The organism is Chryseobacterium defluvii (genome assembly GCF_003634775.1).
GTDB lineage: Bacteria > Bacteroidota > Bacteroidia > Flavobacteriales > Weeksellaceae > Chryseobacterium > Chryseobacterium defluvii.
This window is the reverse complement of the sequence record NZ_RBXB01000001.1, coordinates 277,128-303,657: the sequence shown is the minus strand read 5'-3', so window position 1 is coordinate 303,657 and position 26,530 is coordinate 277,128. Positions and strand designations below refer to the sequence as shown.

Genomic DNA, 26,530 nt, shown 5'->3' with positions numbered 1-26,530 from the left:
CTAATTATTTTCTAATTGTTTTAAAAGCTCATCTGATATTTTTATCGCAACCTCAGCAATAAATTTTGGAGAATTATTGTGAGTGTTTCCTACCAAACCTTGCAATGCTAATCCTGCGAAGTATTCTCGTTTGGTTAGACCAATACTGAAATCACTATATCCACCTCGAGAAACCTCATATTCAGAAACTGGTCTTGGATTACCATTTTCAGTGAATTTTATGAATGTTGGACTTATTGGTTTATCTGCGTTTTCCATATCAATCTACTTTTGCATTGTTAAACTCATCATCGTCTGAATCTCCGGCTTCAAAATTCATTGACAGCTGCTCATATTGTGGAGCCGTTTTTCCGTTCATATAGGCTTCAACCTGCTCAATTACAATACGAAGTCTGTTTTGAAGCTCTTCAACATATAAATAGTTGCTATTGTCCAGTTTAATTTTTGGAGTACTAAACCCAATAGTGCCATAAACTCCCATTTTACCTCCTGTAAGGATAACAGATTTGTTTTCTTCGGTTCCTGTAATTTTGAATGCAGTAACGTAGTAGTTTTCCAAGCCTTCAAACTCCTCTAATTCGTGAATTGGTGTTTGATTATTTGTCCAATGGTAAAGCCCGTCTATATGAGCCAGGAAAACATCTAGCTGCTTAAAAGCCTCCAACATATCATCGTGCACGATATGAACCCCCTTTCTGGTCAATTCGTCACCTTTCATTACTCCTACAAGCAGCTCATAAGAATAGGTGAGAAAGTGATCTTTAAGAGATCCAGATTTGATCTCAATTTGCTTTTCTCCATTTGCTAGATCCGCTAACCTTTCAAGCTGATCAGAGTTGATTTCGATAACTTGTTTTTCTCCCATGAGATTATGATTTTGAATTATGTAATGGTTTTAAACTTTCTACATCAGCAAGAACAACCCTATTTTCATAGTAATACCGTAGAATTACTTTTTCTGAAATTTTATGTTCAATGCTATTATATGAATTGATGTAAGCGGAACCCCAAGCTTCAACAGTAGCGGAACCCCAAGCTTCAACAGTAGCGGAACCCGAAGCTCTAACAGTAGCGGAACCCGAAGCTTCAACAGTAGCGGAACCCCAAGCTTCAACAGTAGCGGAACCCGAAGCTCTAACAGTAGCGGAACCCCAAGCTTCAACAGTAGCGGAACCCCAAGCTTCAACAGTAGCGGAACCCGAAGCTCTAACAGTAGCGGAATCCGCTAGTAAAAACCCTTTATCTGTTGAAACGTTATAAAACAAATTATTTTCATTACATATACTTTCTCCAATCCTTGAAAGAAGCTCACAGTCAATAATTTTATTATTACAACAAAAGTTAAAATTATCTGTTACAACTTTTAAAAGTTCCTCATAGTTTTCAGCTTTATAAGCTCTTTTGTATTCACCATTACAAGCATCAACATTCTTTGCTCGATCAAGAATTTCTTGTTTAATTTCTTTGAAATTTTCCATATTTTATGATTTTGAATTGTTAACTATTTTTAGACCTAGAAGAGGAACACCGAATTTTTCAGATATTTCTTCCATTGTAACCTCTTTTTCTTGAATTATTTCAGCCCATACTCCATCTTTAAAGATCACAGCGGCACTGCCTTCTATTGTAGCACTCCGAATTCTTAAGTCATTCCAATCAAATTCAAATTCCGAATCCCTTTTAAGAAATAAGCCGTCAGAGAATTTTCCGTTTCCGAAATTTTTAGGTGTTTTCAAACATGAGCCTGATTTTATTCCACGGCGTTTTGCTTCAGCAATTAATGCAGTTCTTACCTCATCTTTTGTAGCAGGTCTACAGTTATGCTTAGTAATATTGAATTCATTAAACCAATTTGGGGATTCTATCCAACCTCTTAGTTCATTAATGCCAAAAGTCAAAACACCTTCACCCTGATAAAAGGCTATGTTATTAGATTTTGATTTATACCAGTTACCAACTTGCAATTCTGTGTTAAAAGCTTCCGGCCACCATTCTTTTAATTTTTCATTAAGCCATCCAGAATTTGAGCATGCATAAATTTTTGAAATTTGTTCTTTTGTAATTTGAAATGTTTTCATATTATTCTAAATCTTTAATGTTGCAGGGAAACTTTAATCCTTTTTTATTTTCACAGGTGATAGCGTTCCCGCTTATTCCTACCACCTTTACTTTTTCACCTTTGGAAGCCCAGAAGCTTTTCCCGAACTTCGCATCTTTGTTTAATGTCATTTCATCACCTATTTTCACATGTCTATTTTTAATTGTTCATTAGGTTCCGGAAGAACCACATTAAAAAAGTCTAGCGCGAATTGTCTAATTTTTTGTTTGAATTCATTTTCCCATTCATAGGTATTGAGCTTTGTTGAGGATTGAGGAACCCTTATAAATGATCCGGTTTCTTCATTGATCTTTTCTTCATAATTGCAATTCATCTTTATAATATCATGAACATCTTCAGCTGATCTTATCTCGCCCCAGGTTTCATGTATTGCTCTTTGAAGTATAGGAATCCAAACACCCCAATAAAAACTGTTTTGGTAATTGGATCTCTTCTTATATTTTCTTTTGAAAATCACAATGATCTCTTTACCTTCATACTTTTGGGCTGCCTGTTTTATTAAATCAAGATTTTGCCTGAATTTGCCCTCACGGATGATTGTTTCGATTTCAATTGCTTTCATAATTTTCAATAATTAAAAAGGAAGATCATCATCATCGTCTCCAGCAAATGGATTTTCGTTATTATATACAGGAGCCGAATTGGTTTGTGTGTTTTGAGGCTGTGAACCGGCTTTATTTACTTTTTCCAATCTCCACCCATTTATGGAATTGAAGTATTTAGTTTCACCTTGTGGGTTGGTCCACTCTCGCCCCCGGATATTTATTCCAATCTTTACACTTTCACCTGATTGCACATTATCCAGCAAGGATATTTTATCAGATAAAAATTCAATACTTATTGGCTGTGGGTATTGTTCTTCTGTTAGAATAACTATTTCTCGCTTCTGGAAACCACTTTGATAAGTTTGAATGGCTCCAATAAATTTCACTGTTCCTTGTAATTCCATTATTCGTTATTTTGAAAGATTGTATAATCAAATCCAGGAGCCCACTGTGGCTTATAGATCACATTTTTGCTTTTGAAATAATCATAGGATCTGTCAAAGGCTTTTTCTTCCACCATCTTATTAAGGCGCATTACATAGTATTCGAATTTTCTTTTACAGAAATCGATATAACCAACCTCAATTTCCGGAACCGAATAATTAAAGTCATCATCATAAAGAATGTATTTGAATTTTGGATTGATAGATAATCCCAGAATCTCTAACCCTTTTGCATAAACCCCAATTTGCATTTCATAATCGTACTTTTCAATTTCCCATTTGAATTTATCAGGGTTTAATTGGGAAACAAATTTCATGTCATGGAAAATAGAAGGTGCCCAGGTATCAAGAATTGCAACGAACTGCCATCCCATAAATTCAAATCTGATCATTTTTTGAAATTCCTCACAAATACAAAGCTCATCAGCTACATCTGGAGCGTTTTTAAGATGATCTGCAATTTTTACAGCTAAATCATAATCGCTTTGAGAAACGCAATCTTTACCATTTAATAAAGCTTTACAATAAGCTCTTAAATGTTCTACAGATTCTATTTTCCCAGCTTTGTAGTTGTTTTTAAATGCTTGTTCAAAAACTTTGTCGAAATCATCAAGAGGGTGAGATTTCATAATTTCATCCACCATGTCTTCTTGATTTCCTTTTGAAGGACCTTTTGAAATAATAACAAACTTGTCCTCGAACTTATCCTCTTCCAAAACAAGACAATCAACCATGCTTCCAAAGTTCATTCCAGCATTTTTCTTTTTTGGCTGAAGCAATGCATTCATGAAATTGATAGGGCTAGTAAGATTCTTTAATTTCGAGTAGGACATATGAATATCTTTCTTTATTAGCCTATCAATTAAAATCTCACGTTTTGATCTCTCATCCGGTTGTTCAATTGGTGGAATATTTATCGCTTCTTGTTCTTGTGCTTCGATAGCTGTGTTTTTCATTGCTCCCATGATTATTGAATTTGAAATTTGGTTTTAAGTAAGTCAACTGTTGCTTTGCTCATTTTAAATCTCTTTTGCAGGCTTGACAGTTTTATCTTTTCTCCCTTCTTAATAGATTCCTCAACTTTCTTCCAATTCTCATCATTTTCATTCAAGAACGGCAGAGGAGTTTGAGTAGTCGTAGTATTGGCAGGCTTATTTTCAGATGCCTGTGTTGCTGCGCTATTTTGATGTTTTTCATCATCAACCTTTTTCCTCAACTCATTATCTATATCATCCTCGTCAGTAGGAATATGAAAGAACTTAAGGAAGAAATATCTTTCAGCATAGGTTAATGCAGAACCTAATCCTTTTTCCCAATCATTCTGTCCGTTAGCTCCAAATAAGTTTTCATCCTTTTCTCCAGTTTCGATGTCAATCCAAGTGAATCGCATCATAACTTTCGAAAGAATCTCAGACTTTGGTTTTTCATACTGAGTACCGATTCCTGTTTTATAATCTTGGCGGTCATTATCAATTGATAGAATTTCTTGTTTTAAAATCAAACCAAGATCATTCATAAGAGGCCGAATAAATTCGAATACTTTGGCCCCGGAAACATAACCATATTGCCCGCTGGCTTTATCTTTACCAAGACCATTAATTTTGGTTTGTATTTGGTGAAGCTTTTTATATAGTGAACTCATTTTATTTTATTTAATGGTTATTTAAATCAAAATTCCTACGTTGTTGATCCAATGTGTTCTTTTTGTTTTCGTAGACCCACACTTTCCAAAGTCTTCTCTTATGGATATTTCTTTTTGCTACTATATTTTCATTAGGTACTGAAGAAAGTATCTGTACTGAACAAAAAACCATGACCATAGACTTATTAATTGTTTCATTACCTTTCATTTAAAATGTTTTTAGAATGAATATTAAACCCCTGGAAAGCGATCAAGAATAAAATCACTGGAACCCAGATAGAATGTCCTTTAAAGTATTGATGAACCAATACACAAACACTTGATAAAGCTAATAGCAGATAGAATATGAGCATTATTCTGTCATAATTAATAACAATCCATTTCATGGTTAGTTGATATAAAGGATTAATTTTTTTGCTATATAGGACTCTAATTCCTTTAGGTCGGACTTACTAAAAGCTAAGTCTTCATTTTCTCTTGCATCATATCCGCCTAATACATGAACCTTTAATTTTTTAGGAGATTTTCCTAGATCCGGATGGAAATCCAAATCAATTTCTAATGATACATCAATGCTTATTTTATCATCTTCGCAAAGTGTATAATCTGTTTCAAAGTATTTTTTCTCATCTGTTGAAACAAAAGCTTCTAATTTTTGAAGTTTTATTTGTTCCATAGGAGAAATAATTCCTACATTTGTACTTAACATATATGTTTGACTTTAATGGTTAAACTATTCATCATCCTCGGTTGCAGCCGGGGAATTTTTCTTTAATAAATCGATTGCTTTTTCAGAATCAATTATTATTTTCTTTCCAGTCTGGATTATAGCTTCATCAATAATTCCAGAGCTTTTAATTTCTTGTGCCTTTGACTTACCACATTTGAGCAAATCAGCTAAACCTTTAATTCCATAAACCAAGTTTTTGCCGGTGAAATCGTTAACTTGTGGTTTATCATTCTTAGAAATAATTTCTCCGAATAATTCTAATATTTCGCTTCCAGTCATAGAAATAAGAGGTTTGTTTAATATTTCTGGAGGTAACATGTTTCTAAGTTTTTGAAAATTTAATTGGGAATTTTTTGTGAAACTCATCTTCTATTTCGAAGTAATTTGGAAGCTTTAGCATGTAAGCAGCGAGTAAAATCTCATTTGCTGCATCTGCATTGTCACTTTCCTTTATGGACTTTATGAAAATTTTTCCCAGATACTTTTGATTTTTTGGAAAAACTTTTGCTCTACTGAAAGCCCTTAATACGTTAAACTTTTTCATTTATTTCTTTTTTTTGTGTTGATATTTCCTTTTCAAAAATTTCATCATCTGAAAGACCTTTTGATCTATAATATTCTACAGCAACAAAGTCTCTCAATCTTACCGAAACTCCTCTTTCAGCTGATTTAACCAAGTTTTGAACTTGTCTTTCTGAGATTCCCATTGCTTGGGCTAAACCAAGTCGGAATGATAAATCATCTTTAATTTTCTGGTAAACCATCTTGCTAATGTTCATAACTTTTCTATATTTGCGTAAATGTTTACGTTAACTATGAAGCAAATATATAACATTGCTATATAATAAACAATAGCTTTGCTATGTATTTTAATTAAAAAATAACTAAATGACTGTAAAAGAGAGACTTAAATTTTACTTGAAAAACAAAAAAATTTCACAAGGAAAGTTCGCTGAATCTATAAATGTGTCTTCTGGGTATGTAAATGCTATAAGAAAATCTATTCAGCCTGATAAACTAACATTAATCAAAAATATTTATACCGATTTAAATATAGATTGGCTATTAACTGGTGATGGCGAAATGCTACAATACAGCAATGCTATAAAAAATAGACAAATTGAACCAAATAAAGAAGTTGACACAGTAGATTACATAGAAATGAATGAAGATGAAGCAGAAAATGAAGTAATAGAAAATTCTTTTGGAAATAGATTTGAAAAATTACCCAATGGCGAGTATCTAATGTATATGCCTTTATTTGAATGGGATGTTGCCGCAAGCCTGTTGGATAATGAAGGAGATACAAGGCATCCAGATTATGTAGACATTGAACAACATGTGACAGTAGTAAAAAGTCCGCTTAAAGGAAAATATTCAGCTTTTAGAATAAAAGGAGGATCTATGGAGGGAACAGAAGTAAACAGATACGTTCCTGACGGGAGTATTGTTTGGGGGCGAGAATTACAACGTATTCACTGGAAAGATAAATTAAAATATAATAAATTTCCCTTATGGGTAATAGCCTCCACAGATTTCGGACGACCAACCCTGAAGGAAATAATAGATCATAACGTAAACACAGCTACAATAACAGTTGATTCCTGGAACCCTAGCTCAGAATATGCCCATAATGTTCACGTTTCTTTAAACACTGTTAAAATGCTTTATTATGTCATGAAAGTAGAAAGTTCTTTTTCTGATGTTTATTAAAAATCTAATATATTATGAAAAAAATTTTAATCCTTACTTGTTTTTTTATTTCAGGTATTATTTCTTCCCAATATTTCGAATTTGAAGAAGTTATTAAAGTAGACTCTACAATTACAAAGGACGAGTTATTTAACCGAGCCAGAAACTGGATAGGCAAAAGCTTTAATGATGAAAAGTATGTAATCGCAACAGAAGACAGAAATAATGGTGAACTTTCAGGGAATGGAAAAATGTTTTACAATCCTAGTAAATTATTTTTTGGATCTTCCGCAGTACAAGGTGATGTTGATTTTAAAATAAGCATTTTCGTTAAAAATGGTAGGTATAAATATAAATTTTATGCATTCCGGCATTCCGGCACAACCGTGATGGGTAATCCAGCAATTAGCTACGGAATGATTACAGAATCTAATGAGGTTCCAAGGCCATCAAGAGGACAACCAAATAAAGTAGCATGGAAAAACATTAAAGAACAAATTTCAATAAAAGTCAATAAACTCATTGATGGACTGAAAGAATCTATGAACACAAAATATGAAGGAAATAAAGATTGGTAAAATAAAAACATTTATGAAAACCAAAACAAAATACGAAGAGAATATCGAAAGAATCTCTAACGATTTCCCTATTGTTAGACGTTTTTTTACAGCTGTTTACCACGTTATAGCAACCGAAAACTTAAGAGGATTTCATACTTTTTGTGTTATTAATAATTTAAATACTAGCAATATGGCCAGACTTACTAAGGAACCGCATCGACAATTCCCACTTAACTTATTAACGTTAATGGTAGAAAAATATAATTTTTCAGCGCATTGGCTTGTAACCGGGAAAGGACCTTTAAAAAACAATGATTGATTAAATGCTCAAACATAAAGTAAATTTCTATATAAATAAATCAAAAAAAGACCTTGACAGTCCTGTTAGGGCATTCGTTTCCTTCAATTCAAATCGTCCCGAGTTATACACTGGAATTACTGTTAAAGCATCCGAATGGGATAAAGAACACCAAAGAATTGTTAATCGTAAAGATTCAAGGAATAAAGATCTGGATAAAATTGAAGAAACCATAAAAAAAATTTTTGATGAGTTTGAAATTTTAGAAAATAGATTCCCCTCCTCCGAAGAACTCCAATTGAAATTTAGTGAGAAAAATGGCAGATCTGAATCTAAAAAAAAAATTATTAATCCTACTTTTGCTCAATCAGCTTTAGAGTATGCAAACGAAACAGGAGAAAGGGATTCCTGGACAAAATCAAATTATGACAGATTTAAAAAACTGGAAAATCACTTGAATTTTTATAATAGCAACCTAATCATAAAGAATGTTACGGAAAAAGATTTAGTGAAATTTGTGAAATATTTCCAAACCGAACCTATTAACATTAAAACGGGTAAACCTGGTGCTCCACACAAAAATACAACCGTGTCCAGAACTATTAAGGATGTTAGAACCGTCCTAAAATGGGCAAAGAAAAAAGGCTTTTATGATGGAGATTTACATGAAACTTTCTATCCAAAGTTTAAGGGTGCAAATTTTGATCTGAACGAGCCAATTTTTATGAATTGGGAAAGGTTAATGAAATTTTATAATCACAAATTTAAACCATCAGAAAAACACTTGGAAGAAACAAGGGATATTATTGCATTTTGTTGTTTTAGTTCATTAAGATATTCAGATGTATTTGCTTTAAAAAAAACTCAGATCCGGGATGATTTCTTTTATGTTACAACACAGAAAACAACGGATGCAATTAAAATCGATTTGAACGATTATACTAAAGAAATCTTATCAAAATATAGTAGCCTTCAAGGCGTAAAATCTCTTCCAGTAAAAAGTGAAAAGGAAATTAATGAACAGATAAAAATAATAGGAAGTATTTTAGAATTTGATGAACCAGTTAATTACGTATATTTTATTGGAGAAAAAAGATTTGATGAAGTCTATCCATTTTATGAAATGATGAGTTCTCATATTGGCCGTAAAACCTTCATAGTAAATAGTCTATATTTGGGTATTCCAGCTGAAGTAATAATGAAATGGACTGGACATAAGGATTATCAATCAATGAAACCTTACATTGCAATTGTAGATGATTTAAAAAAATCCGAAATGAATAAGTTCAATAAAAAATAAGATTTTATACACAGTTTTATACACACTTTTTATAGCTTGAATAAGATTATTAAAGATTGATAATAAATCGTTTTAGCTTTTAATAAAGCATTTCAATTAATAATGATTTAATATAATTTATAAACATTGATCCCTGTGGGTCTACAATCTGAAATTAAACCACTTGATAATCAAGTGGTTTTTATTTTTTTAGTCAACCATTAGTCAATAAGTTTATTCTTATTTTCATAATTGACCTCACTTATTTATGAAATGCTAATAAGTGTGAGTTGTTTTCAAAAAATTATTATCTTCGTGATTAGTCACAACATCCGGATGCAATTTCCAACATGCTTGCCAGTTGTGAATTGCTTTCAAAAATTATTATCTTCGTGATTAGTCACAACACAAGACTATAAAGATGCGGCTGCATTGCTGTTGTGAATTGCTTTCAAAAATTATTATCTTCGTGATTAGTCACAACAGTAAGTCTGATCAATCATCATTGGTTCGTGTTGTGAATTGCTTTCAAAAATTATTATCTTCGTGATTAGTCACAACTCAAAAGTTGAGTTCCAATCCGAGTAAGCGGTTGTGAATTGCTTTCAAAAATTATTATCTTCGTGATTAGTCACAACAATATATCTATACAGATGCCGAACAAAAGCGTTGTGAATTGCTTTCAAAAATTATTATCTTCGTGATTAGTCACAACAATAACACCGCGCGGTTAATTACCGAAGCTGTTGTGAATTGCTTTCAAAAATTATTATCTTCGTGATTAGTCACAACTTGATACCAGTTTTCGTGAACTCAACTTCCGTTGTGAATTGCTTTCAAAAATTATTATCTTAGTGATTAGTCACAACGGGCTGGAAACAGTGATGGAGGTATCAGCAGTTGTGAATTGCTTTCAAAAATTATTATCTTCGTGATTAGTCACAACTTAAGAATGAAAAAGGCGATCTGATCCTTAGTTGTGAATTGCTTTCAAAAATTATTATCTTCGTGATTAGTCACAACTGAGTAACTTTACGACTTGTAATAATTTTAGTTGTGAATTGCTTTCAAAAATTATTATCTTCGTGATTAGTCACAACATATAGGGGCTAAAGTTGGCATACCTCTAAGTTGTGAATTGCTTTCAAAAATTATTATCTTCGTGATTAGTCACAACTAACAGAACCTTTATCATCATAATCATACCGTTGTGAATTGCTTTCAAAAATTATTATCTTCGTGATTAGTCACAACCACTAATCCCAGTAGACGCATCAGGAAGACGTTGTGAATTGCTTTCAAAAATTATTATCTTCGTGATTAGTCACAACGATTTAGAAAAGATCCCCGCTTCAGCATTTGTTGTGAATTGCTTTCAAAAATTATTATCTTCGTGATTAGTCACAACATTTCATCAAAACAGGTCCTTGAGACTATAGTTGTGAATTGCTTTCAAAAATTATTATCTTCGTGATTAGTCACAACGAGTGGGACACCGCTACCGGATGTGTTACTGTTGTGAATTGCTTTCAAAAATTATTATCTTCGTGATTAGTCACAACAACCCTATAGATGTTCATCCTGTAAAATTAGTTGTGAATTGCTTTCAAAAATTATTATCTTCGTGATTAGTCACAACCTCAAAAAACAATCTATTGATTTTCAGCAGATTGTTTTTATTTTTAGAATTTAAAATTTAGAATAATTCTAGTTGTTGGAAGGTCGGAGGTGGTTCTTCCTTATTTCTGGCAAAGAAAATTTCGATGTCCCCAAATTGTTTGTCTGTAATACACATAATAGCAACTTTTCCGGCTTTAGGAAGTATAAACTTTACTCTTTTGATGTGAACTTCAGCATTTTCCCGGCTCGGACAGTGACGAACATACATTGAGAACTGAAATAATGTAAAACCATCGTCAATAAGCGATTTTCGAAAACGATTCGCATCCTGCATATTAGCTTTAGTTTCGGTTGGAAGATCATATAATACTAAAACCCACATAATTCGGTAAGCATTAAACCTTTCGGCATTCATCTTAGTTCAGGATAAGATATTAATCGCTTTTCACCTGTATAACATTTATAAAGTGACGTTGCGGTTGTTTTTACTGCAATCAGTAATGGTCTGATTTTACCACCAATTTTTACATCTTTTGTTGCAATCTGCAGAATATGAGCTTTAAATTCTTTATTTAATTCTTCAGTCGCAGGATTTTTTTCAAGCCATTGCATAACCAATAAATCAACAAAAGGACGATAAGGTTCCATTAAATCATCGGCAAGACAATAAGGATTATATTTATTTTTATGAAAAATCCCAAGAACAGGCAATAAACCAGTCTCCACTATTGCTCTTGCTACAATACTTCTCAAAACCGAATATCCAAAATTAAAAAACAGATTGGGATAATCACCAAAACGTTCTCTTAAAAAATCCAGACTAATCAAATATTTCCAATAATGTTGTGCTGCAATTCCTTCCATATTAGTAATATCGCCGGACTTTACATTTTTTTGATATTCAATCAATGGTTCGTGATAGTTTCCCAGTTTTACTAAAACATTTTTCTGGTTTTCAATCTTACATTCTATGGTTTGTTTCCAGAGTTGTTTTTTCAAAGGTTCGCTTGCTTCTAGTTGATCTTTCACCCGCTCGGAATGTTCTGTATGTCCGTAAAGCGGCAACATTATTCCATGTGGCAAATGATGGTTGTCACAACTAATTACAACAACGTTATTTCCCATCATTTTCTGAATCAGATTATGTGATATAGTAATCTGAAAATGATCCAACATTAATAATCCCAGATCTTCAACAGGAACACTTCCCTTTTCCACTTTTGTTTCCGGGCAAAGGATTTTCATCTGTTCGTCTTTTAATTTCAGATATGCTGGATTGCCAATGTAAATTGAACGGGTGATCATCTTAATATTATGTTTTTAAAATATTACCTAAACGATCTATTTTCAACTTAACACAATTATCTTTAATCATTAATCCATCAATCGACCTTTCCATTTTATTTAAAGTGGAAAATTCGGTTTTATTTACAATTGATACAGAAACATTCTGCTGAATAAAAAATATCTGACTTCCAGAAAAGCTAACCACTTTATAAATATTTGCCATTTTTTGCTTCGTAAAATTCTCAAAATCTATATTATACACATTTTCAACCTCATCGCCTGAAGGAATATAAACTAAATCATTTGGGCATAGTAAGAAGTCTTCTTTACTTTTAAATAGAACAGAATCCAAACCTTGTTTTTGTCTTTCAATTACTTCATTTAATGGAATTGTTTCATAACTTCTTTTCCCGTTTTTATTTTCATATACAGCAAAAAACAGATTTGTTCCTTTGGCAGCCTCTACATATTTATTTTTTTTATTCCCTGTTTGTCCTACGGGAAATTTACTTCCAAGCTCAAAAATTCTGACTTTATTAATAGGTTGATGTGGTTTACCTTCATTAAATTTTTCGATATTTCTGTTCATATCCTCAATTCCTTCCGGAGAAAATGCTAATTCAGGACTGCCTTTAAACTCCAAATAATTTTTCAGAATCTTCTGAATCCCTGTATCGGTAATTGAAGCAATTGTTTTCAGGTCAAATGAAGAATCTACACTTTTTCTTGTCGCCGTTAATATTTTGCCTTTCGGAACTTTAACCCATGATAAATCAACTTTTCCTGAAACAGTTTCTTTATGCATTGGTTTTCGTATCGCCCAATTTATCCCTTTTTGCTTTACCAGTTCTTTTGTTTTAACGCCATTTTTTTCAATCCATTTTTCATAATTATTAGTAGCTTTATTAATAACACGCAAATTTTGCTTAAAGCTTACAATAATTGTTTCCAATTTGTTTTTCGCATCAACAGAAAAGTTATTCCAAGGTTTCAAAAATTGTTTAGGAACATCTTTTTCAACTTTTTCGTCGGTTTGAGGATGATTATAAACTACCTTTTCAAATTTCATCAGCTTTCTCTTTAAATCGTATCTTTTGGTATCTGATTTTGCTGATTGATTATTTAGAAGGTTAATATGATCTTTTGTTGCACATGCAATTACCAAAGCATCCATTGCATGATGTCGGTGATCTATCCTTTTTTTAGAGAATCCTTTTGAAAATTCAACTGGAACTGTAGGTAAGAATTTCTGATGATTTTTACTCCATACTGTAAAATCACTTGAATTGGTCAATTGGTTCATTCTTTCAAAACGTGGAAGTATTAATTCATTCCAGACATCACTCAATCCCCAATCTTGTTTCAATTGTGTTGTGATTTTTCCATTTCCCGGAACAATATTTTTAGAATTTACTCCTTCATCTGTTCCGTCTTCTATTCTAACAATATTAGAAAGTACTCCTGAAATATATTTGCTGATGTATCTTGTATCATTCAACTGGCGTTCAATCATTTTTTCAGGAATTTCCTCTAAAAGAAGTTTTGTTCTCTTACTACGGTTTTTAGCGTAGTGTTTCTTTACAAAATCTTCATAGGCTTCTACTTCAAAAATTCTTACATTCCTTCCCAAACCGCATTCTACAGTTGTTCCGTGAAACTGTTTAATAAAACCAAGACCAATGTGATTATCTTTCAATTTATTAACTGCTGATTCACATATAATTTTATTACTGAAACTATCATCAAAATAACGGCTTTGAGGGATAATATGCTCAATCTCGTATTCAGGAGTAAATAATTTGTTTAACGGAATAATTTCTCCTGTATAGGGTGAGCGGTATTTCTGCTCGAGCCAAAGCTTATAACGCTTTAAATCGGATGAAGAAGGCTGTGCTGTTTTACTGATTTTTAAATATTCATCTTCAATTTCAATATCAGAATTTAAAACCCCCTCTTCATAAATTTTAAGAATTTCCTGTTGCATCGGAGAAAAAGGACGAACATTTTCGACTTCATTATCATTCATCATTTCAGCTAATAAAGCTTTAATTCGAAGACTGGTATTTTCATTTTCAGAAATTTGTCGAGTTAGTTTTTCTCTTTCCTCAGCGGGAAGCTTCATTTCTCTTCCTAACTCAATATGAATTTCATTAAAGAAATCTTTTGCTCCGTTCCCATATTTCAACCAAATATCTTTTACAACGCGTAAGGTTTCGGTAATCACTTGCTCTACAATTGGATTACGAAGCGAATGTTGTTTAAATTCTTTTAGGAACTCTTCTAAATCATCTGCAGAATTCCATTTTCCTAAAACTGAAGCTTCCGAATGACGTCCGTAAACTATATATTGAGTCAACCATAATGGCAAACCCTGAAAATGTTTTTCATTCGTAAGATGTAATACTTTTTCCCTGACTTTATCTTTGATATTCTCATCAAATTCTCCTGTGATAATTTTTCCAATTCTTTCTTGAGATTTTTCATCAATATTTTCCCAATTCCAATATTTTCCCAAACGCATTATTGGCAGCAATTTCTTAATCGCTTTTTCTGAAAAAGAACCATATTCACTTTTGAATGGCGGGAATTTTCTAAAGGCTTCAAAAAATGAACTTTCATCTAAATTATTTCTTCTGGCAAATGATTTTAATGCTTTTTCATATTCTGTTTTATCATTGACGGAATAGATAATGTGCCATATACTTTGTTCCATTTCTCTTGTCAGGAAATTAACCAAACAATTTTCAACTTTTTCCAACCTCGTCAAAATCATTGTTTTGGTTTCATTACAGGGGTACTTTTTGTCTTCTACATAATTCCAACGATGTGTTTTTTCATTTAATTTAAAGTGTTTTAACAATGCTTTTTGATCCACCTCTTTCCTGTTATTTAAGAAGCCAAACAGAGTTTCATAGTCTTGAATATTTCTTAAAAATTCTTTAGTTACATTCGTATCATCATCTTTTTTGTAAATATTCAAATTAAACACCCACTGCCAAATACGAAATTCCTGATAATATGGATTTGATTTTGGAATAGTTTTCAAATATTGTGTCTGATCTACTTTATTTTCATCTTTATATTTTCTGAATTCAAGAGTACAGTTGGAAATAGAAGATTTCTGACTTTTTAAAGGTCTTTGGTAAAAAATAATATCATTCAAAAATAAGTGAACAAAATCTTTTTTGCTCAATGTCAGTTGATGAGTTTCATTATTGCGGTATAATTCTCTCACGCAATCATTATATAAATCATCATTTTGTAATTCCGGATGAAACTCTTTCTGTTTTTCCAGAATTTGTTTGAGTTCAGTTCTATAGAATTTTCTTTCAATTGTACGAACTAGTTTTCCTTTAATTTTTTGCTTGGGATTTTGAAGCAAAGTTTCATAAATATATGTTCCAACAGTTTTATGCGATTGGTCGATTTCCTGCTCTGTTTTCTTTTTTACAAGTGTCCAATCATTTTCACTTGGTGCTCGAAAACTCCTTTTCTCATTTCCTTCTCTATCCTTTTTAATGCTTCCATCATCACTTAAATCAATAGTTACAATAAAATCTTTTATCTTATCTTTCCAATCAAATAAAGGAATTTTACTCGATCGTCTGTAAATCCATCCGTTTTCTAAAATCAGTGAATACCAAATATCCGGTTTTCCTCTTTGAGGTTCATCGGCTAAAACATCTATAATTTTTAAAGAATAAAATTCCACTAATTTATTAGGGTTCTCTTCTTCCTCTTCACCTCTCAACTGGTAATAACCACGCTTCTGATTAAAGTTCAAAAGAATCCAGACTAGTTCTTCTTTCTCAATTTTTTGAGTAAGTGCCTTTTTTCGGAGATAATAAATTGTCCAATCATAAGGAATTTTCCTGTTATTTTCTAAAAGCCTAGGTTGATGTTTTTTGAAATCTGAGAGCATTTCTTCAAAGGAATTTTTAAAAATAAATCCCTCATCATCATAAACCAATTTAGGCTCTGTTTCGGCTCTAAACTTACCAAATCTATTTTCAAAATCAATCTGTAAAGCGTAATGTTCTGGCAAAAAGCCTAAGACATTCAAAACCCTGTGAAGTCTTTCTCTACGTAATAAAAATCTTTCACGCAACCTTCTTACACTTCTGTAGCCTGTACGTTCTGCGGTTTGAGAAACAGAATTACCTTTTCCAAATTCTCCCAAAATATCCTGAGACATAGGAATAATCCTGCTTCCCATTCCAAGAATTTCACCTAATTTATTTTCAAAATCCTGCCGAACTAGTGCCCAACCGATTGAATTTGTACCTAAGTCTAATCCAAGTATATTTTTAATCATAGCAATTGTAGTTTTGTAAACACATAAAAATAAGCAGAAAAAAAATATTTAAATTACGGTTTTCCTTATTGATATGTAAAATGGATTTCGTTATATTTGAATTATAAATTTTTGAAAGCAATTCACAATAAGGATTATTCCGTTGTGAAAACATTTAGCGCCTCGACTATCTTCGGGGCATTTTTCTTTAAATTCCTTACATTCCTATACAACCAAATCTGATAAACTGCTATAAAACAAATCTTACAACAATAAAGCTTTCTCAATATCTTCAAAATTGACGACTTTTCTGGAATTAATTTTCTTCATGAGTTGTAGATATTTTTTTGTTGGCTTACCTTTATAATATTTCTTAAAATGCTTTTTATTCATTTCTTCATAGATCTTATCATCTAAGAAAGAACCAAACATCCTTTCCCATTCTCTCCATTTCTTAGACTGTAACTGTTTTTCATAATAGACACCATTAAATGCTGTCCGGTGTAGAAAGTATCCGCTGTTAAGATGTAATTTCCTGCAAACTTTTTGTGTACTGGGACAAACAAAAAACCATAACAAACCATTTCCTAAATTGGAAGGACGGGTAATTAAGCGAACTTTATAATTGATCTTTTGTGATTGGTTGTAAGTATAATCAAAAGTAATGTAACCATCGGTATCGGAAGTATCTATTACAATGGTAATAGAACTTGTTCTCTCTCCTATCTGGTTCGTCCAGAAAATATTTCTGTTGAGGTACACATTAGGTTGCAAGTAACACAATTTTTTTAAATCATTAATTGTAATATTTTTCAAGCTTTCGACTTCATCAGGGCAATTGCTCCATCTTCCCATAATTTTAACTTTTAAATGTTAGTTTCTATTAGTATTTATATTTGTTCTGCTTAATTTTGCGTTTTCTTTTTCAATTCAAATTAATAACCTAAATTATTAAGGAACTTTACACCTACTTTAGCTTGTTTTCATTGCAAACCCTTTGTTTATAGCACTTACAAGCGTTTTAAAATATATCCAGAAACGACATCTGTTAAATACGGTATGTTTACTTTTAAAACCTCTCTATTCATCAGTAAACAGGTCAAAATCCAGTATTTCAAATTCGGGAAAATCTAAATCTATTTCCGGCATTTCTAAAATCAACTCTGTTATTTCCAATTCATATAAGTCAACTTCAATATCTAATATATCCAAAAAACTCATATCTAATTCTACAAAATCAATTTCCAACATCTTTACTTCAAATTCCTGTTCTTCCTGTTTTTTTTCTCTGTTGCCTCCTTTACTATCTTTTTCATTTTCCTGCCTATTTTTTAATAAATCACAATTCTCAATATCTGCATTTTGAGCCTTATTTTTCGTTGAAACTATCTTTTTCATCTCTCTTAGTTTTAAGTGGTTAATTTTGGACTTTTTGACCCTATATCTGAACGGTCGAAAAGTCTAAATTTCCGTTTTCCATTTTCTGTAAAATTGTCGGTCGAAAAGTCTAAACTTTTTTCTCTCATCTTTTCTATTTTCTGTTTTATCAGTTCCAAAACTTTTGCTTTTATATTTTGAGAATATTTCAATGTCATTTCCTGAAACTTTCTCTTGTGGTAATATTTATCTTTTTTGTTGAGGTTGACCCAGTAATTAGGATTCCGGTAATCTTTGAGCTTGTTTATTTCTGTTTTTTTCATGTTGGTTTCATCGGTAGTGTAGTCATAGAAATAGACTTCCTCAAATTCTTTTAATAATAGGTTTTTGAATGTATCCACCATTTCAGGTTTTATAAGGTCTGATAGATATACAATACCCAGATCATTCAACACATTCATTTTTAAAAACTTCAACTCAAATCGTAAGGTATTGGGTTGTAAATGTTCGTTTACTGTCTTTTTGAATAACGTAAACTGCTTCTTTTCGTCAGGTTTCATAAAGCTTTGATTCTCGGAATACTTCTTTAGTTTCTTTTCATACTGTGCTGTTTTATTGTATATTTTAACAATATAGTCTCTCTTTGCCGATTGGTAATAAAAAGCTCCGGAAATGGTTTTATTAAATTCTACGGATCGGTGAAAGAGTAAGTTTTGTAATATCTTATTGGGATTGAATGGTAATTGTATATTCACTCCTATTTCGATATTTTCCAGTTTGCAGTATTCAGGTTTTAAGCCTATTTCTGTTTCAAGGTCTTTGAGTGCAATGGAAAGGTTTTGCATATCAAAATCGTTTCCGTTAAAATCGGTACGGTTAAAAAATTTGTGAATGCTTCCCTTAATCATCACACGACCTGAGGAATATTTAATGATCTGCATACCAAAATATTTACCCTCTTTTTTATCATCGGTCTCTCCTGTCTCATTATTCACGGAAATAATAAAATCGGTCTTATCCGTGGGAAGCTCATAATTCTTATCCATATATTGAAATTTTACAAAGTCGGTCGGCATATTTTCTTGTCTTTGTAAAGACAAAAGATTCTCATCTTTGTCAAGTTTGAACAACGAAAGGGATATAAGTTTTATATCTCTTTTTTATGGGCTATACTTTGAGTAATTTCTCTTACTCTTTCCGGAATTCCTGATTTCTTACATGGGTAAAATTCCCGGAAAACATTTAATTCAATGATTTGACCTTCTTTTGGATAGTAGAGAATACATAACAGTCTGTCATTTTCTATAAATAAGTCTGTGCTATAGAAATGATTGATTCCGGTAGGTTTTAAACCTTGTCTTGTGCATAAAGACCAATTGGAGACATCACGGAGCTGTAAAAGGTTGTTAAACCCGCTAAAGGTATTGTACCCGTTATTCTTTTCAACACGAAGCAATTCAGGCAGAAAATGGCTTTCTATAGTTGGTTGTATGTCATCCTGTATTTTATACTGTCGAAAGGTCTTTTTGACCTCATCTAACTTGTATATAATAGTTCGGTAATTGTTGTTAGAGATTGGCATGATAGAAAATTTAATCGTTAACAATCATTGCATTTTCTATCTCATCCAATCTGTAATAAACCCTGGAACCGAGTTTATAGGATTTCAGAATTCCGCGTTTACGCCACTCATGGATGGTGGGTTTTGATACTCCGAAGCGTTCGCAGATGTCATCTGCGGAAAGATAGCGTTTCGGCTCTTTTTCCTTGAAAGTTTTTTCTAAGTCTGTAAGCAAGGATTCTTTTACCTTACTTACGATTTCATTGATGAGGTTTTCAGGCTCAACCCCGATAAAATTAATAGATTCCATTGTATTGTGATTTTTGTTTGTTTCACAATACAAAGGTTTAAAATATGCTTACCGTATTTTACTCTTTAGGGGTATGCTTAGGGTACAGTTGGGGTCTATTTTAATTAAATCAGAATTTCTTTTCATTAATATATTTTTGTGCAAATTCTTTGTGCTTTTTGGTGATCTGCTTTTGTGACAAACTATTTTTACCAATTAATGACAAACAATATTTTTTCACATTGTCTTCATTTCCTCCAACAATAGCATGAATAATCCTGTAGATATTTTCTTTATTGGGGACATTATTATTAAGGTCATTGATAAGGTTTAAGGAATCCAATATGGCAATTCTAATTGGGATATGGTTATCATTGGGCTGAATTATCAACTCTTTATTTATCTGTTTAAAAATAATTTCAAAATCTCGGTAAAGTAAAAAGCCATTTAATTTCAATCCAAAATCTATAATTATTTTAACAGTTGCCTGTCTGTATTCTTCTGCGTCAGGATGAAAATTATAATATGCAAAATCAAATACAGGATCGTTTTCTGTAAATGTTAACTCACCTTTAACCTTTACTAAAAATTTTGAGAAAATTTCTAAAATATCACTGCTTGCAAAGTATATTTTTTTATTTTTAGTATTTATCGCATATTCAAAGTTATTAAAGACATCTAAATAATCATTCAGAGAAAATGTATTTAAATAAAATTGTTGGTTTTCTATAACATCAAAATCATCGCCTTCACTTATAAGGGGGACTTGACTTTCAAAAATATTGTAAAAATCTTCAAATTGTACATTAATACTTGTTTCCAAATTATGAATAAGATATGGCTCATAAGACAATATTGTATTTATAAAAAAACCTTTTTCCAAATCATCCAATATTTTTTTATCAATTGTTACATCCATTTTTCAATAATTTAAATCTTAATACAAGATAAAAATAAATCATAATAGATGATGATAAATAATACCTAGTCTTTATTATATCTTCTTTTCATTAATATATTTTTGTGCAAACTCTTTGTGCTTTTTGGTGATCTGCTTTTGTGACAAACTATTTTTACCAATTAATGACAGACAATATTTTTTTACGTTGTCTTCATTTCCTCCTACAATAGCATGAATAATCCTGTAAATATTTTCTTTGTTGGGAACGCTGTTATTAAGCTCACTGATAAGGTTGAGGGAATCCAACATCGCAATCCTGATCGGGATATGGTTGTCATGAGGGGAAATTAAAAAATCATTGTTTAGAAACCCTATGATTTTTAAATAATCCCTGTATATGATAAAACCATATAATTTTAGATTAAATTCAATCAGGATATTTAAAGCCTCTTCTTTATCATCTTCAATATTGGAATTATACAGGTAATGTAAAAGGTCAAAAATTGGGTCATTATCATCAAAATCCAATTTGGATTCAATGGATAATAAATAGTTTGAAAGTACCTCCAATATGCATTTACTTTGAAAGTAAATCGTTTTATCTTCCGGGTTTAATGCATATTTAAAAGTTTCAAATACCTTCATTTCTTGTGAAGAAAGTGAAAATATCTCAACGGCTCTACGCTGAATATCATTTCCTAACTGTAATATTTCATCCTCCGCAATAGGGCTATTAAACTCAAAAGCTTTATTAAGTTTTTGGAAAACCATGTTCATAGATTTTTCCAACCCTCCAACCAAATCAACTTCATAGGATAATACTTTATATCCAAATAATTCCATTTTTAATTCTTCAACTTCTTTTTGATATTTTGTACCTTCCATTGTATTTCATTTTAAAATAGTGACTTAGTTAGCAGACACTAAATTAATAAGCTAATGCGACAAAGGATGTCGTATAAAAAATATTTTAGCAATACTGTAGTAAAGCCTTTAAAATTGAAATGGTTATAAAAAAACCTCCAAACTAGTGGAGGTTCTATAATTGTTTGTGAATCAGATTTTTTCTTTTTTTGAAAGATAGATATAATCTTCTAACTATTATTCGTCATTTTTATATACTTCAACATTTCCGTTTTGCATTAAAAATCTATAACCAAATGGCAAAGACAAATATTTTAAAATATCCGGTCGGGTAAAAACTACATGGTGAAAATGAACTGTCTTTAAAGATTCAATATTATTATCATAATCATCAGTAATTAACCACCATCCTGACATATGTTCAGGCGACTCATATCTGATTCCTTCAATATCTTTTCCCTCATAAACTCCATCAGAAATAACAATCATCTGATTAAAATTAGGAAATTGAGCAGGCAGGCCATAATGTGAACATAATTCAGATTGACTTCTAGTGATTGAAATTGCTATATCACAGCCTTTATTAAAATCATTCCCATCGGAATTTACTTCATAAAGATCAAAATAGTTTTTATTTTCTAATCGAAATTGCAAAAGCCATGAATAATATCCTATATTCTGATTTTCAGAAATAATAGGTTTGTTTTCAATAATGTAATCTATTATATATTTAATAACATCTATATAATCATCTTGGTGTTGGTTACCAATAGAAACCCTAATTTCCTTATCTAAATAAGAATTTATCCCTTTAGTTTCCAGATAAATGTTATCATTTACATTTATTTCAATTCCTTCATAGGATACCATATTATTTAAATTGTATATGCTTTTTGGAGAAAGCTTCTAAAAGAAGGTATCTCAAAAGGATACCTTCTTAAGTTTTAATTGTTAATCATTAGGACTCAAGAATTTCTATTAATTCCTCATCTTCAATTTGTTTTGCAAAATCTAAAGCAGATCTACCACTATTATTTTTAGATTTTGCATCAGCTTTGTGCTCCATTAATAATTTAACTACATCATAGGATCCGCGAGAATTAAAAACTGCAACCCACATGGGATTATTACCATATTGATCTCTTATATCTTTTTCAATACCTGTAGATTCTAATAATTTTTTTGTAAAATCATAGTTACTATAAGCTGTACTATAATGTAATGGAGTTTTGCCGTCTTTATCCAATTTGTTTACATCTATATCACAATATAAAAGGTAATCAAATACCTCGGTAGAGTTTCTTGTAATCGCCATATGTAAAAGATTTTGTTCAAACTCATTTACAAAAAGATTGACATTACTCTCATCTACAATTTTTCTTAAGTCTTCCAAATTATTAAGATCGACCATATGAAAAACTTCATTTATACTATTTTTGTTCATATTTATGACTTCTATTTGCTGATTTTGATTCTGGTTGATAATTTTTAGGGTCTCTATATTCTTTTAAAAACTCTGCTTTTGTTATTTTTCCACTCATGTATTTTTCATGCAATGTTCTGTATTCATGTCCTGGTAAATGTCCCATATCCCATGATCTAGGTTTTACTGTTTTATCCCATATAAGTTCTTCCCCTGTATTTGGATCGTAAACTTTACCATTTTTCTGTTTTGCCGCTTCCCAAACCTCATCTACTTGCCCTTTAGCATATGATGGCCTACTTTTGCTATAGGGCATTTTTAAAGAGCCTTTCTCTGCAGCTAATATCTTCAGTGCATCATCGCCATTTCTTGTCAGCACCAATAATGGTATAGCTGCCAAATTCATTTCTGATTTGTCCGAAGATGAGGCAGCAATTCCCGCTACTTCCCAAATTCCCCAAGGATCACCTGCACCCCCAATATACCTAATAGGCCCATCATTTCTTACCCACGTCATCGGATCAAAAGTCGTCGCGCCATTTGAATAGTTCCACCCAGCAATAGCTTGATTGAATGCCATCCTCATGGCAAGCATATTAACCAGGTAATTTTCTCCTAAATTCCAGTTATGCTTGTTCCCTTTTGCTTTAATGATAACTTCAGGAAGCGGAATAGTCTCATCAAAATCATTCCAAAATCCACCAGTGTTACCTAATAATGAGCCTCCACCATCTAACCATGAATTGAATGCTGTATCCAAATCCTTTAGTGTGCCTCCATTATCAAAATAAGCACTAACCGATGAAATATCGCTACCAGTAACTTCCCATCCAGAGGCTGTCTTATATATATTCCTTCCGTCAGGGTCTATGTTAGAAATCGGGTTGTTACTAACATAGGCGTATGGGCTGGTAAAATGGAATTTTTCAGAAAGCTGGTCAATCCCATTCCATCTCCCTAAATCCGGCATATACTGCCTCCAACCGTAATCTAAATTACCATTGGTTTGCAATTCTTTTCCGTTATAAAGATATTTAAAATTATTGTTAGTTGTATCTCCTGTATTATATCCTGAGTGTTTTAAGCCGAAAGCATAATAATTATTCTCTTCCAATATAACAGGCTTGCCATCACTACCTTTTGTGTAAGAAATTCTGATATTTCCTAAGTGATCTTTGTATTGATATACGTACCTGTTGTTGATAAAATCGAAATAACCTTCTTCATTAGATAAAACAGACGAGGTAATTGCTCCGGATGTACTTGTATATTGAAAATTCCCCAAGTAATCACTCACCGCCGCTCCATTGCTCATCTGCATTTTAGTTCCATCGGCAGCATAGATATAATTAGTAGCAAGAGCTTTATTGGTATGAGTGAATTTTGAAGGAAGATTCAGGAAATTATAAATGATCCCAGTATAACCTTTATCAACATGATTGGTCATATTACCATTAGCATCGTAAGAGATAAAGTTTCCCCCATCTGGATAACCAGAAATATTGTGACTTGCATCTTTTACGAATTTCAACCTGTTTCCATCATAACTATATTCAAGCCTGTCAATTTGTTCTGCCGTTCCATTTAAACCTTTCGAGTTACGATAGAAATTAGTAATATTCCCATTAAAATCATATGCCACAGATTCACTAAAAAACTCATTTATTGGAACAGTACTAGTCGTTTCTGAGTAATTAGCATCCACTAATCTGTTTAAAGCATCATACTGATAAGAATATCTTCTTAACACACCATCATTTCCAGTCGCCCAATCTACCTGTGCAATATTACCGTTATATCTTGGTGAGGAATAGCCGGGATAAATAGGATTGGTATATTTTAGTTCATATCCGAAAAGTTTCCCATTCAGGTTCGCCGGATCATTGACTTTGGTCAGCCAACCCTTGATATTGTAAACATAGTCTACGCTTTGAAGATTATTACCCGTTTTTCTATTGATAAGCTGTCCAAGATCGTTATAAGTATACTCAGCAAGCAGTTCTTCGGCATTGGAATTGATCTGCTGATAATGTTTTGATAAATAATTCTGTTGCGTGTAAACAAACCTGTCCTTTACCGTAACCTCAGTTGCGGAGGTATTTTTGGAATGATAAGTATTGACTTCAGTTGCGTTTCCTGCAAAGTCAAGTACGCTTTCAGTTTTAGTAAAACCACCCAAATGGTTTTTTCCATAAGTACCTATGGGTCTTCCCAAAGTATCGTACCAAATAACAGAAGAAGACCAGTTATCGTTCTCAATATTTTTGATATAACTAACAGTTGGAAATGCTTTGGTGCTCCTGATAGATGCAAAGCCATTTGAAGCAATAGTTGCAGGCGAGGAAGATAAGGTAGTTTGATTTTGAATCTGTGTCGGTTGAATGGGAGACCCACCAGGATAAGTATCATAATAATTAACAGACAATAAGGTAACCCCGATATTTCCAGGATAGGTACCATTATGGTCATAGTACACATCCAAACCTTGCATGTTGAAAGATACAAAATCGGTCCTTTTAACATTATTTATTCCAAAGGAATTAGCAGCTGATTGCTCAGTAGTTCTTGAAGAACCTGTCGCTATTCCAGAAAAAGCAATTCTCCCGAATTGATCATATTTCGAATATACCCACTGACCTTTTGCTCTTAGATTCCCATCTTGAGTGGCAACCAATCTGTTCTGGTTGTCATAGACCATATATTCCCAGTCTTTTCCAGGCAGTTTAACTTCCACCAGCCTATTGTATTTATCATATTTATACTGATAGCATAATTGATCTGCTAAAATTGATGTTAAAGGGGAAATTGCAGCTTTAGGAGGAATAATTAATGAAATGTTCCCATACTCGTCATACACATAGTAAGTATCAAAGTTTTCTATACTTCCGTCCGATTTCTTATTGATTTTTCTTACTAGTATATTTTGATTTTTATCGTTCGTATACGTATGCGTTTCATTATCATCTTCATCTTTTGTAACAAACTTGAACAATATGTTAGCATTATAATACCCATTGGAGGTATATGTATCGTCAGAAGCAATGGTAACAGACACATCATTAATTTGTGTTGAAGTATTCCATGTAGAAACCGATCTAAATCTTTTTACTTCATTTACAGTATTTAGAAGGTATTCTGTTTTTCGGGTGTGGTTTCCCCCTATTTGCCAGTCTGGACCCGAAGATGCTGATTTTTCAATTCTTGCTAATGGTGATTTTTCAACTTTCACCTCAGAGAATGCATTACTAACACCATAGTAGGTATTCACAGCATTTTCTGTAGCTGCGGTAAGGAAAGCTCCGTTTTGAGAATCTGTAGGTAAGGGTAAATACAATTTCGTTTGTTTCCCATCATTATCAAAAACCGAAGGGATAACAATATCTTTTCCCGAAGGAGAAGCTTTAATGGCGGTATTTTGTTTTGGCCTTCCTAAACCGTCAAAATATTGAATACTTTGTAACTGTTTAGCACCGGGTTGTTCTGATGTTACGGCTTCAAGATATGTCCTGTTATAGACATAATTTTCAGTTATTGTTAAATTCTGTGCCTGAAACCAAGCAATCATTAGAAATGTAATTATTGATATGGTCTTTTTCATATTCATGT

Annotated in this window: 30 protein-coding genes and 1 CRISPR repeat array; of the genes, 4 read left to right on the top strand and 26 right to left on the bottom strand. The window is 32.1% G+C overall.

Going from position 1 to position 26,530, the window contains the following annotated elements:
- The 13 genes from BCF58_RS01355 to BCF58_RS01290 form a co-directional block, all read right to left on the bottom strand.
- Entirely contained in the window at positions 1-258 is a 258-nt protein-coding gene (locus BCF58_RS01355; protein ID WP_121460007.1) for a hypothetical protein, read from the bottom strand.
- Between the two features lies 1 nt (position 259).
- Positions 260-865 carry a hypothetical protein gene (locus BCF58_RS01350; RefSeq protein WP_121460006.1) on the bottom strand — a complete coding sequence of 202 codons (606 nt, stop codon included), beginning with the start codon at positions 863-865 and terminating at the stop codon, positions 260-262.
- 4 nt (positions 866-869) lie between these two features.
- On the bottom strand, positions 870-1,478 hold the full coding sequence (locus BCF58_RS17555; RefSeq protein ID WP_228434702.1) for a hypothetical protein: 609 nt from the start codon (positions 1,476-1,478) through the stop codon (positions 870-872).
- 3 nt (positions 1,479-1,481) lie between these two features.
- Positions 1,482-2,078: a hypothetical protein gene (locus tag BCF58_RS01340; protein WP_121460005.1), complete on the bottom strand. Its 597-nt coding sequence runs from the start codon at positions 2,076-2,078 to the stop codon at positions 1,482-1,484.
- A 1-nt stretch (position 2,079) separates the two neighbouring features.
- Positions 2,080-2,247: a hypothetical protein gene (locus tag BCF58_RS17315; protein ID WP_170148959.1), complete on the bottom strand. Its 168-nt coding sequence runs from the start codon at positions 2,245-2,247 to the stop codon at positions 2,080-2,082.
- Entirely contained in the window at positions 2,244-2,681 is a 438-nt protein-coding gene (locus BCF58_RS01335) for a hypothetical protein (RefSeq protein WP_121460004.1), read from the bottom strand. Before BCF58_RS01335 ends, BCF58_RS17315 begins: the two co-directional genes overlap by 4 nt.
- 12 nt (positions 2,682-2,693) lie before the next feature.
- Positions 2,694-3,068, bottom strand: a complete 375-nt coding sequence (locus BCF58_RS01330; RefSeq protein ID WP_121460003.1) for a DUF3127 domain-containing protein — start codon at positions 3,066-3,068, stop codon at positions 2,694-2,696.
- Positions 3,068-4,063: a PD-(D/E)XK nuclease-like domain-containing protein gene (locus BCF58_RS01325; RefSeq protein ID WP_170148958.1), complete on the bottom strand. Its 996-nt coding sequence runs from the start codon at positions 4,061-4,063 to the stop codon at positions 3,068-3,070. The genes BCF58_RS01330 and BCF58_RS01325 overlap by 1 nt, the downstream gene beginning before the upstream one ends.
- 11 nt (positions 4,064-4,074) lie before the next feature.
- Positions 4,075-4,749, bottom strand: a complete 675-nt coding sequence (locus BCF58_RS01320) for an ERF family protein (protein ID WP_121460001.1) — start codon at positions 4,747-4,749, stop codon at positions 4,075-4,077.
- 388 nt (positions 4,750-5,137) lie between these two features.
- Positions 5,138-5,458 carry a hypothetical protein gene (locus BCF58_RS01305; RefSeq protein WP_121459998.1) on the bottom strand — a complete coding sequence of 107 codons (321 nt, stop codon included), beginning with the start codon at positions 5,456-5,458 and terminating at the stop codon, positions 5,138-5,140.
- Positions 5,459-5,482: 24 nt separating this feature from the next.
- On the bottom strand, positions 5,483-5,797 hold the full coding sequence (locus tag BCF58_RS01300; RefSeq protein ID WP_121459997.1) for a DUF3853 family protein: 315 nt from the start codon (positions 5,795-5,797) through the stop codon (positions 5,483-5,485).
- A gap of 4 nt (positions 5,798-5,801) precedes the next feature.
- Positions 5,802-6,023, bottom strand: coding sequence for a hypothetical protein (locus BCF58_RS01295; protein ID WP_121459996.1), 222 nt, complete (start codon positions 6,021-6,023; stop codon positions 5,802-5,804).
- Positions 6,010-6,243: a hypothetical protein gene (locus tag BCF58_RS01290; RefSeq protein ID WP_121459995.1), complete on the bottom strand. Its 234-nt coding sequence runs from the start codon at positions 6,241-6,243 to the stop codon at positions 6,010-6,012. Before BCF58_RS01290 ends, BCF58_RS01295 begins: the two co-directional genes overlap by 14 nt.
- 124 nt (positions 6,244-6,367) lie before the next feature.
- Here BCF58_RS01290 and BCF58_RS01285 point away from each other — a divergent pair, with 124 nt between their 5' ends.
- The 4 genes from BCF58_RS01285 to BCF58_RS01270 are packed head-to-tail and all read left to right on the top strand — an operon-like array spanning position 6,368 to position 9,329.
- Entirely contained in the window at positions 6,368-7,192 is an 825-nt protein-coding gene (locus BCF58_RS01285; RefSeq protein WP_121459994.1) for a helix-turn-helix domain-containing protein, read from the top strand.
- A gap of 14 nt (positions 7,193-7,206) precedes the next feature.
- A complete protein-coding gene (locus tag BCF58_RS01280; protein WP_121459993.1) occupies positions 7,207-7,749 on the top strand; it encodes a DUF4468 domain-containing protein in 543 nt (180 codons plus the stop codon).
- Positions 7,727-8,050: a hypothetical protein gene (locus tag BCF58_RS01275; RefSeq protein WP_121459992.1), complete on the top strand. Its 324-nt coding sequence runs from the start codon at positions 7,727-7,729 to the stop codon at positions 8,048-8,050. The genes BCF58_RS01280 and BCF58_RS01275 overlap by 23 nt, the downstream gene beginning before the upstream one ends.
- Positions 8,051-8,054: 4 nt before the next feature.
- On the top strand, positions 8,055-9,329 hold the full coding sequence (locus BCF58_RS01270; protein WP_121459991.1) for a site-specific integrase: 1,275 nt from the start codon (positions 8,055-8,057) through the stop codon (positions 9,327-9,329).
- Positions 9,330-9,668: 339 nt separating this feature from the next.
- A CRISPR array of direct repeats spans positions 9,669-10,947; the repeat unit is 47 nt; unit sequence GTTGTGAATTGCTTTCAAAAATTATTATCTTCGTGATTAGTCACAAC.
- 57 nt (positions 10,948-11,004) lie between these two features.
- Here the strand turns inward: BCF58_RS01270 and cas2 are convergent.
- From cas2 to BCF58_RS17530, 13 genes are all read right to left on the bottom strand, one after another.
- The gene (gene cas2 / locus BCF58_RS01265) at positions 11,005-11,343 is read right to left on the bottom strand and encodes a CRISPR-associated endonuclease Cas2 (protein ID WP_121459990.1); all 339 of its coding nucleotides are present in this window, start codon (positions 11,341-11,343) and stop codon (positions 11,005-11,007) included.
- Complete coding sequence (gene cas1 / locus BCF58_RS01260; protein ID WP_121459989.1) at positions 11,340-12,233, bottom strand: type II CRISPR-associated endonuclease Cas1; 894 nt, start codon at positions 12,231-12,233, stop codon at positions 11,340-11,342. Before cas1 ends, cas2 begins: the two co-directional genes overlap by 4 nt.
- A gap of 7 nt (positions 12,234-12,240) precedes the next feature.
- Positions 12,241-16,530 (bottom strand): type II CRISPR RNA-guided endonuclease Cas9, encoded by a 4,290-nt coding sequence (cas9, locus tag BCF58_RS01255; RefSeq protein WP_228434701.1) that lies wholly within the window; start codon positions 16,528-16,530, stop codon positions 12,241-12,243.
- Positions 16,531-16,773: 243 nt separating this feature from the next.
- Positions 16,774-17,364 carry a hypothetical protein gene (locus tag BCF58_RS01250; RefSeq protein ID WP_121459988.1) on the bottom strand — a complete coding sequence of 197 codons (591 nt, stop codon included), beginning with the start codon at positions 17,362-17,364 and terminating at the stop codon, positions 16,774-16,776.
- Between the two features lie 225 nt (positions 17,365-17,589).
- Complete coding sequence (locus tag BCF58_RS01245) at positions 17,590-17,907, bottom strand: hypothetical protein (RefSeq protein WP_121459987.1); 318 nt, start codon at positions 17,905-17,907, stop codon at positions 17,590-17,592.
- Between the two features lie 11 nt (positions 17,908-17,918).
- On the bottom strand, positions 17,919-18,932 hold the full coding sequence (locus BCF58_RS01240; protein WP_147462001.1) for a hypothetical protein: 1,014 nt from the start codon (positions 18,930-18,932) through the stop codon (positions 17,919-17,921).
- A 101-nt stretch (positions 18,933-19,033) separates the two neighbouring features.
- The gene (locus BCF58_RS01235) at positions 19,034-19,468 is read right to left on the bottom strand and encodes a hypothetical protein (protein ID WP_121459985.1); all 435 of its coding nucleotides are present in this window, start codon (positions 19,466-19,468) and stop codon (positions 19,034-19,036) included.
- A gap of 10 nt (positions 19,469-19,478) precedes the next feature.
- Entirely contained in the window at positions 19,479-19,757 is a 279-nt protein-coding gene (locus tag BCF58_RS01230; protein ID WP_121459984.1) for a helix-turn-helix transcriptional regulator, read from the bottom strand.
- 109 nt (positions 19,758-19,866) lie between these two features.
- Entirely contained in the window at positions 19,867-20,655 is a 789-nt protein-coding gene (locus tag BCF58_RS01225; protein ID WP_121459983.1) for a hypothetical protein, read from the bottom strand.
- A gap of 75 nt (positions 20,656-20,730) precedes the next feature.
- Positions 20,731-21,522, bottom strand: a complete 792-nt coding sequence (locus BCF58_RS01220; protein WP_121459982.1) for a hypothetical protein — start codon at positions 21,520-21,522, stop codon at positions 20,731-20,733.
- A gap of 216 nt (positions 21,523-21,738) precedes the next feature.
- Positions 21,739-22,371, bottom strand: a complete 633-nt coding sequence (locus BCF58_RS17550; protein ID WP_228434700.1) for an immunity protein Imm33 domain-containing protein — start codon at positions 22,369-22,371, stop codon at positions 21,739-21,741.
- Between the two features lie 88 nt (positions 22,372-22,459).
- A complete protein-coding gene (locus BCF58_RS01210) occupies positions 22,460-22,945 on the bottom strand; it encodes an ankyrin repeat domain-containing protein (protein WP_121459981.1) in 486 nt (161 codons plus the stop codon).
- A complete protein-coding gene (locus BCF58_RS17530; RefSeq protein WP_185144816.1) occupies positions 22,932-26,522 on the bottom strand; it encodes a DUF6443 domain-containing protein in 3,591 nt (1,196 codons plus the stop codon). The genes BCF58_RS01210 and BCF58_RS17530 overlap by 14 nt, the downstream gene beginning before the upstream one ends.
- Positions 26,523-26,530 lie beyond the last annotated feature (8 nt).

What these genes read in the sequence shown, in the direction of transcription:
- BCF58_RS01355 (WP_121460007.1), bottom strand. Translation starts at nt 258, where the DNA reads ATGGAAAACGCAGATAAACCAATAAGTCCAACATTCATAAAATTCACT.
- BCF58_RS01350 (WP_121460006.1), bottom strand. Translation starts at nt 865, where the DNA reads ATGGGAGAAAAACAAGTTATCGAAATCAACTCTGATCAGCTTGAAAGG.
- BCF58_RS17555 (WP_228434702.1), bottom strand. Translation starts at nt 1,478, where the DNA reads ATGGAAAATTTCAAAGAAATTAAACAAGAAATTCTTGATCGAGCAAAG.
- BCF58_RS01340 (WP_121460005.1), bottom strand. Translation starts at nt 2,078, where the DNA reads ATGAAAACATTTCAAATTACAAAAGAACAAATTTCAAAAATTTATGCA.
- BCF58_RS01335 (WP_121460004.1), bottom strand. Translation starts at nt 2,681, where the DNA reads ATGAAAGCAATTGAAATCGAAACAATCATCCGTGAGGGCAAATTCAGG.
- BCF58_RS01330 (WP_121460003.1), bottom strand. Translation starts at nt 3,068, where the DNA reads ATGGAATTACAAGGAACAGTGAAATTTATTGGAGCCATTCAAACTTAT.
- BCF58_RS01325 (WP_170148958.1), bottom strand. Translation starts at nt 4,063, where the DNA reads ATGAAAAACACAGCTATCGAAGCACAAGAACAAGAAGCGATAAATATT.
- BCF58_RS01320 (WP_121460001.1), bottom strand. Translation starts at nt 4,749, where the DNA reads ATGAGTTCACTATATAAAAAGCTTCACCAAATACAAACCAAAATTAAT.
- BCF58_RS01305 (WP_121459998.1), bottom strand. Translation starts at nt 5,458, where the DNA reads ATGTTAAGTACAAATGTAGGAATTATTTCTCCTATGGAACAAATAAAA.
- BCF58_RS01300 (WP_121459997.1), bottom strand. Translation starts at nt 5,797, where the DNA reads ATGTTACCTCCAGAAATATTAAACAAACCTCTTATTTCTATGACTGGA.
- BCF58_RS01295 (WP_121459996.1), bottom strand. Translation starts at nt 6,023, where the DNA reads ATGAAAAAGTTTAACGTATTAAGGGCTTTCAGTAGAGCAAAAGTTTTT.
- BCF58_RS01290 (WP_121459995.1), bottom strand. Translation starts at nt 6,243, where the DNA reads ATGGTTTACCAGAAAATTAAAGATGATTTATCATTCCGACTTGGTTTA.
- BCF58_RS01285 (WP_121459994.1), top strand. Translation starts at nt 6,368, where the DNA reads ATGACTGTAAAAGAGAGACTTAAATTTTACTTGAAAAACAAAAAAATT.
- BCF58_RS01280 (WP_121459993.1), top strand. Translation starts at nt 7,207, where the DNA reads ATGAAAAAAATTTTAATCCTTACTTGTTTTTTTATTTCAGGTATTATT.
- BCF58_RS01275 (WP_121459992.1), top strand. Translation starts at nt 7,727, where the DNA reads ATGAAGGAAATAAAGATTGGTAAAATAAAAACATTTATGAAAACCAAA.
- BCF58_RS01270 (WP_121459991.1), top strand. Translation starts at nt 8,055, where the DNA reads ATGCTCAAACATAAAGTAAATTTCTATATAAATAAATCAAAAAAAGAC.
- cas2 (WP_121459990.1), bottom strand. Translation starts at nt 11,343, where the DNA reads ATGAATGCCGAAAGGTTTAATGCTTACCGAATTATGTGGGTTTTAGTA.
- cas1 (WP_121459989.1), bottom strand. Translation starts at nt 12,233, where the DNA reads ATGATCACCCGTTCAATTTACATTGGCAATCCAGCATATCTGAAATTA.
- cas9 (WP_228434701.1), bottom strand. Translation starts at nt 16,530, where the DNA reads ATGATTAAAAATATACTTGGATTAGACTTAGGTACAAATTCAATCGGT.
- BCF58_RS01250 (WP_121459988.1), bottom strand. Translation starts at nt 17,364, where the DNA reads ATGGGAAGATGGAGCAATTGCCCTGATGAAGTCGAAAGCTTGAAAAAT.
- BCF58_RS01245 (WP_121459987.1), bottom strand. Translation starts at nt 17,907, where the DNA reads ATGAAAAAGATAGTTTCAACGAAAAATAAGGCTCAAAATGCAGATATT.
- BCF58_RS01240 (WP_147462001.1), bottom strand. Translation starts at nt 18,932, where the DNA reads ATGGATAAGAATTATGAGCTTCCCACGGATAAGACCGATTTTATTATT.
- BCF58_RS01235 (WP_121459985.1), bottom strand. Translation starts at nt 19,468, where the DNA reads ATGCCAATCTCTAACAACAATTACCGAACTATTATATACAAGTTAGAT.
- BCF58_RS01230 (WP_121459984.1), bottom strand. Translation starts at nt 19,757, where the DNA reads ATGGAATCTATTAATTTTATCGGGGTTGAGCCTGAAAACCTCATCAAT.
- BCF58_RS01225 (WP_121459983.1), bottom strand. Translation starts at nt 20,655, where the DNA reads ATGGATGTAACAATTGATAAAAAAATATTGGATGATTTGGAAAAAGGT.
- BCF58_RS01220 (WP_121459982.1), bottom strand. Translation starts at nt 21,522, where the DNA reads ATGGAAGGTACAAAATATCAAAAAGAAGTTGAAGAATTAAAAATGGAA.
- BCF58_RS17550 (WP_228434700.1), bottom strand. Translation starts at nt 22,371, where the DNA reads ATGGTATCCTATGAAGGAATTGAAATAAATGTAAATGATAACATTTAT.
- BCF58_RS01210 (WP_121459981.1), bottom strand. Translation starts at nt 22,945, where the DNA reads ATGAACAAAAATAGTATAAATGAAGTTTTTCATATGGTCGATCTTAAT.
- BCF58_RS17530 (WP_185144816.1), bottom strand. Translation starts at nt 26,522, where the DNA reads ATGAAAAAGACCATATCAATAATTACATTTCTAATGATTGCTTGGTTT.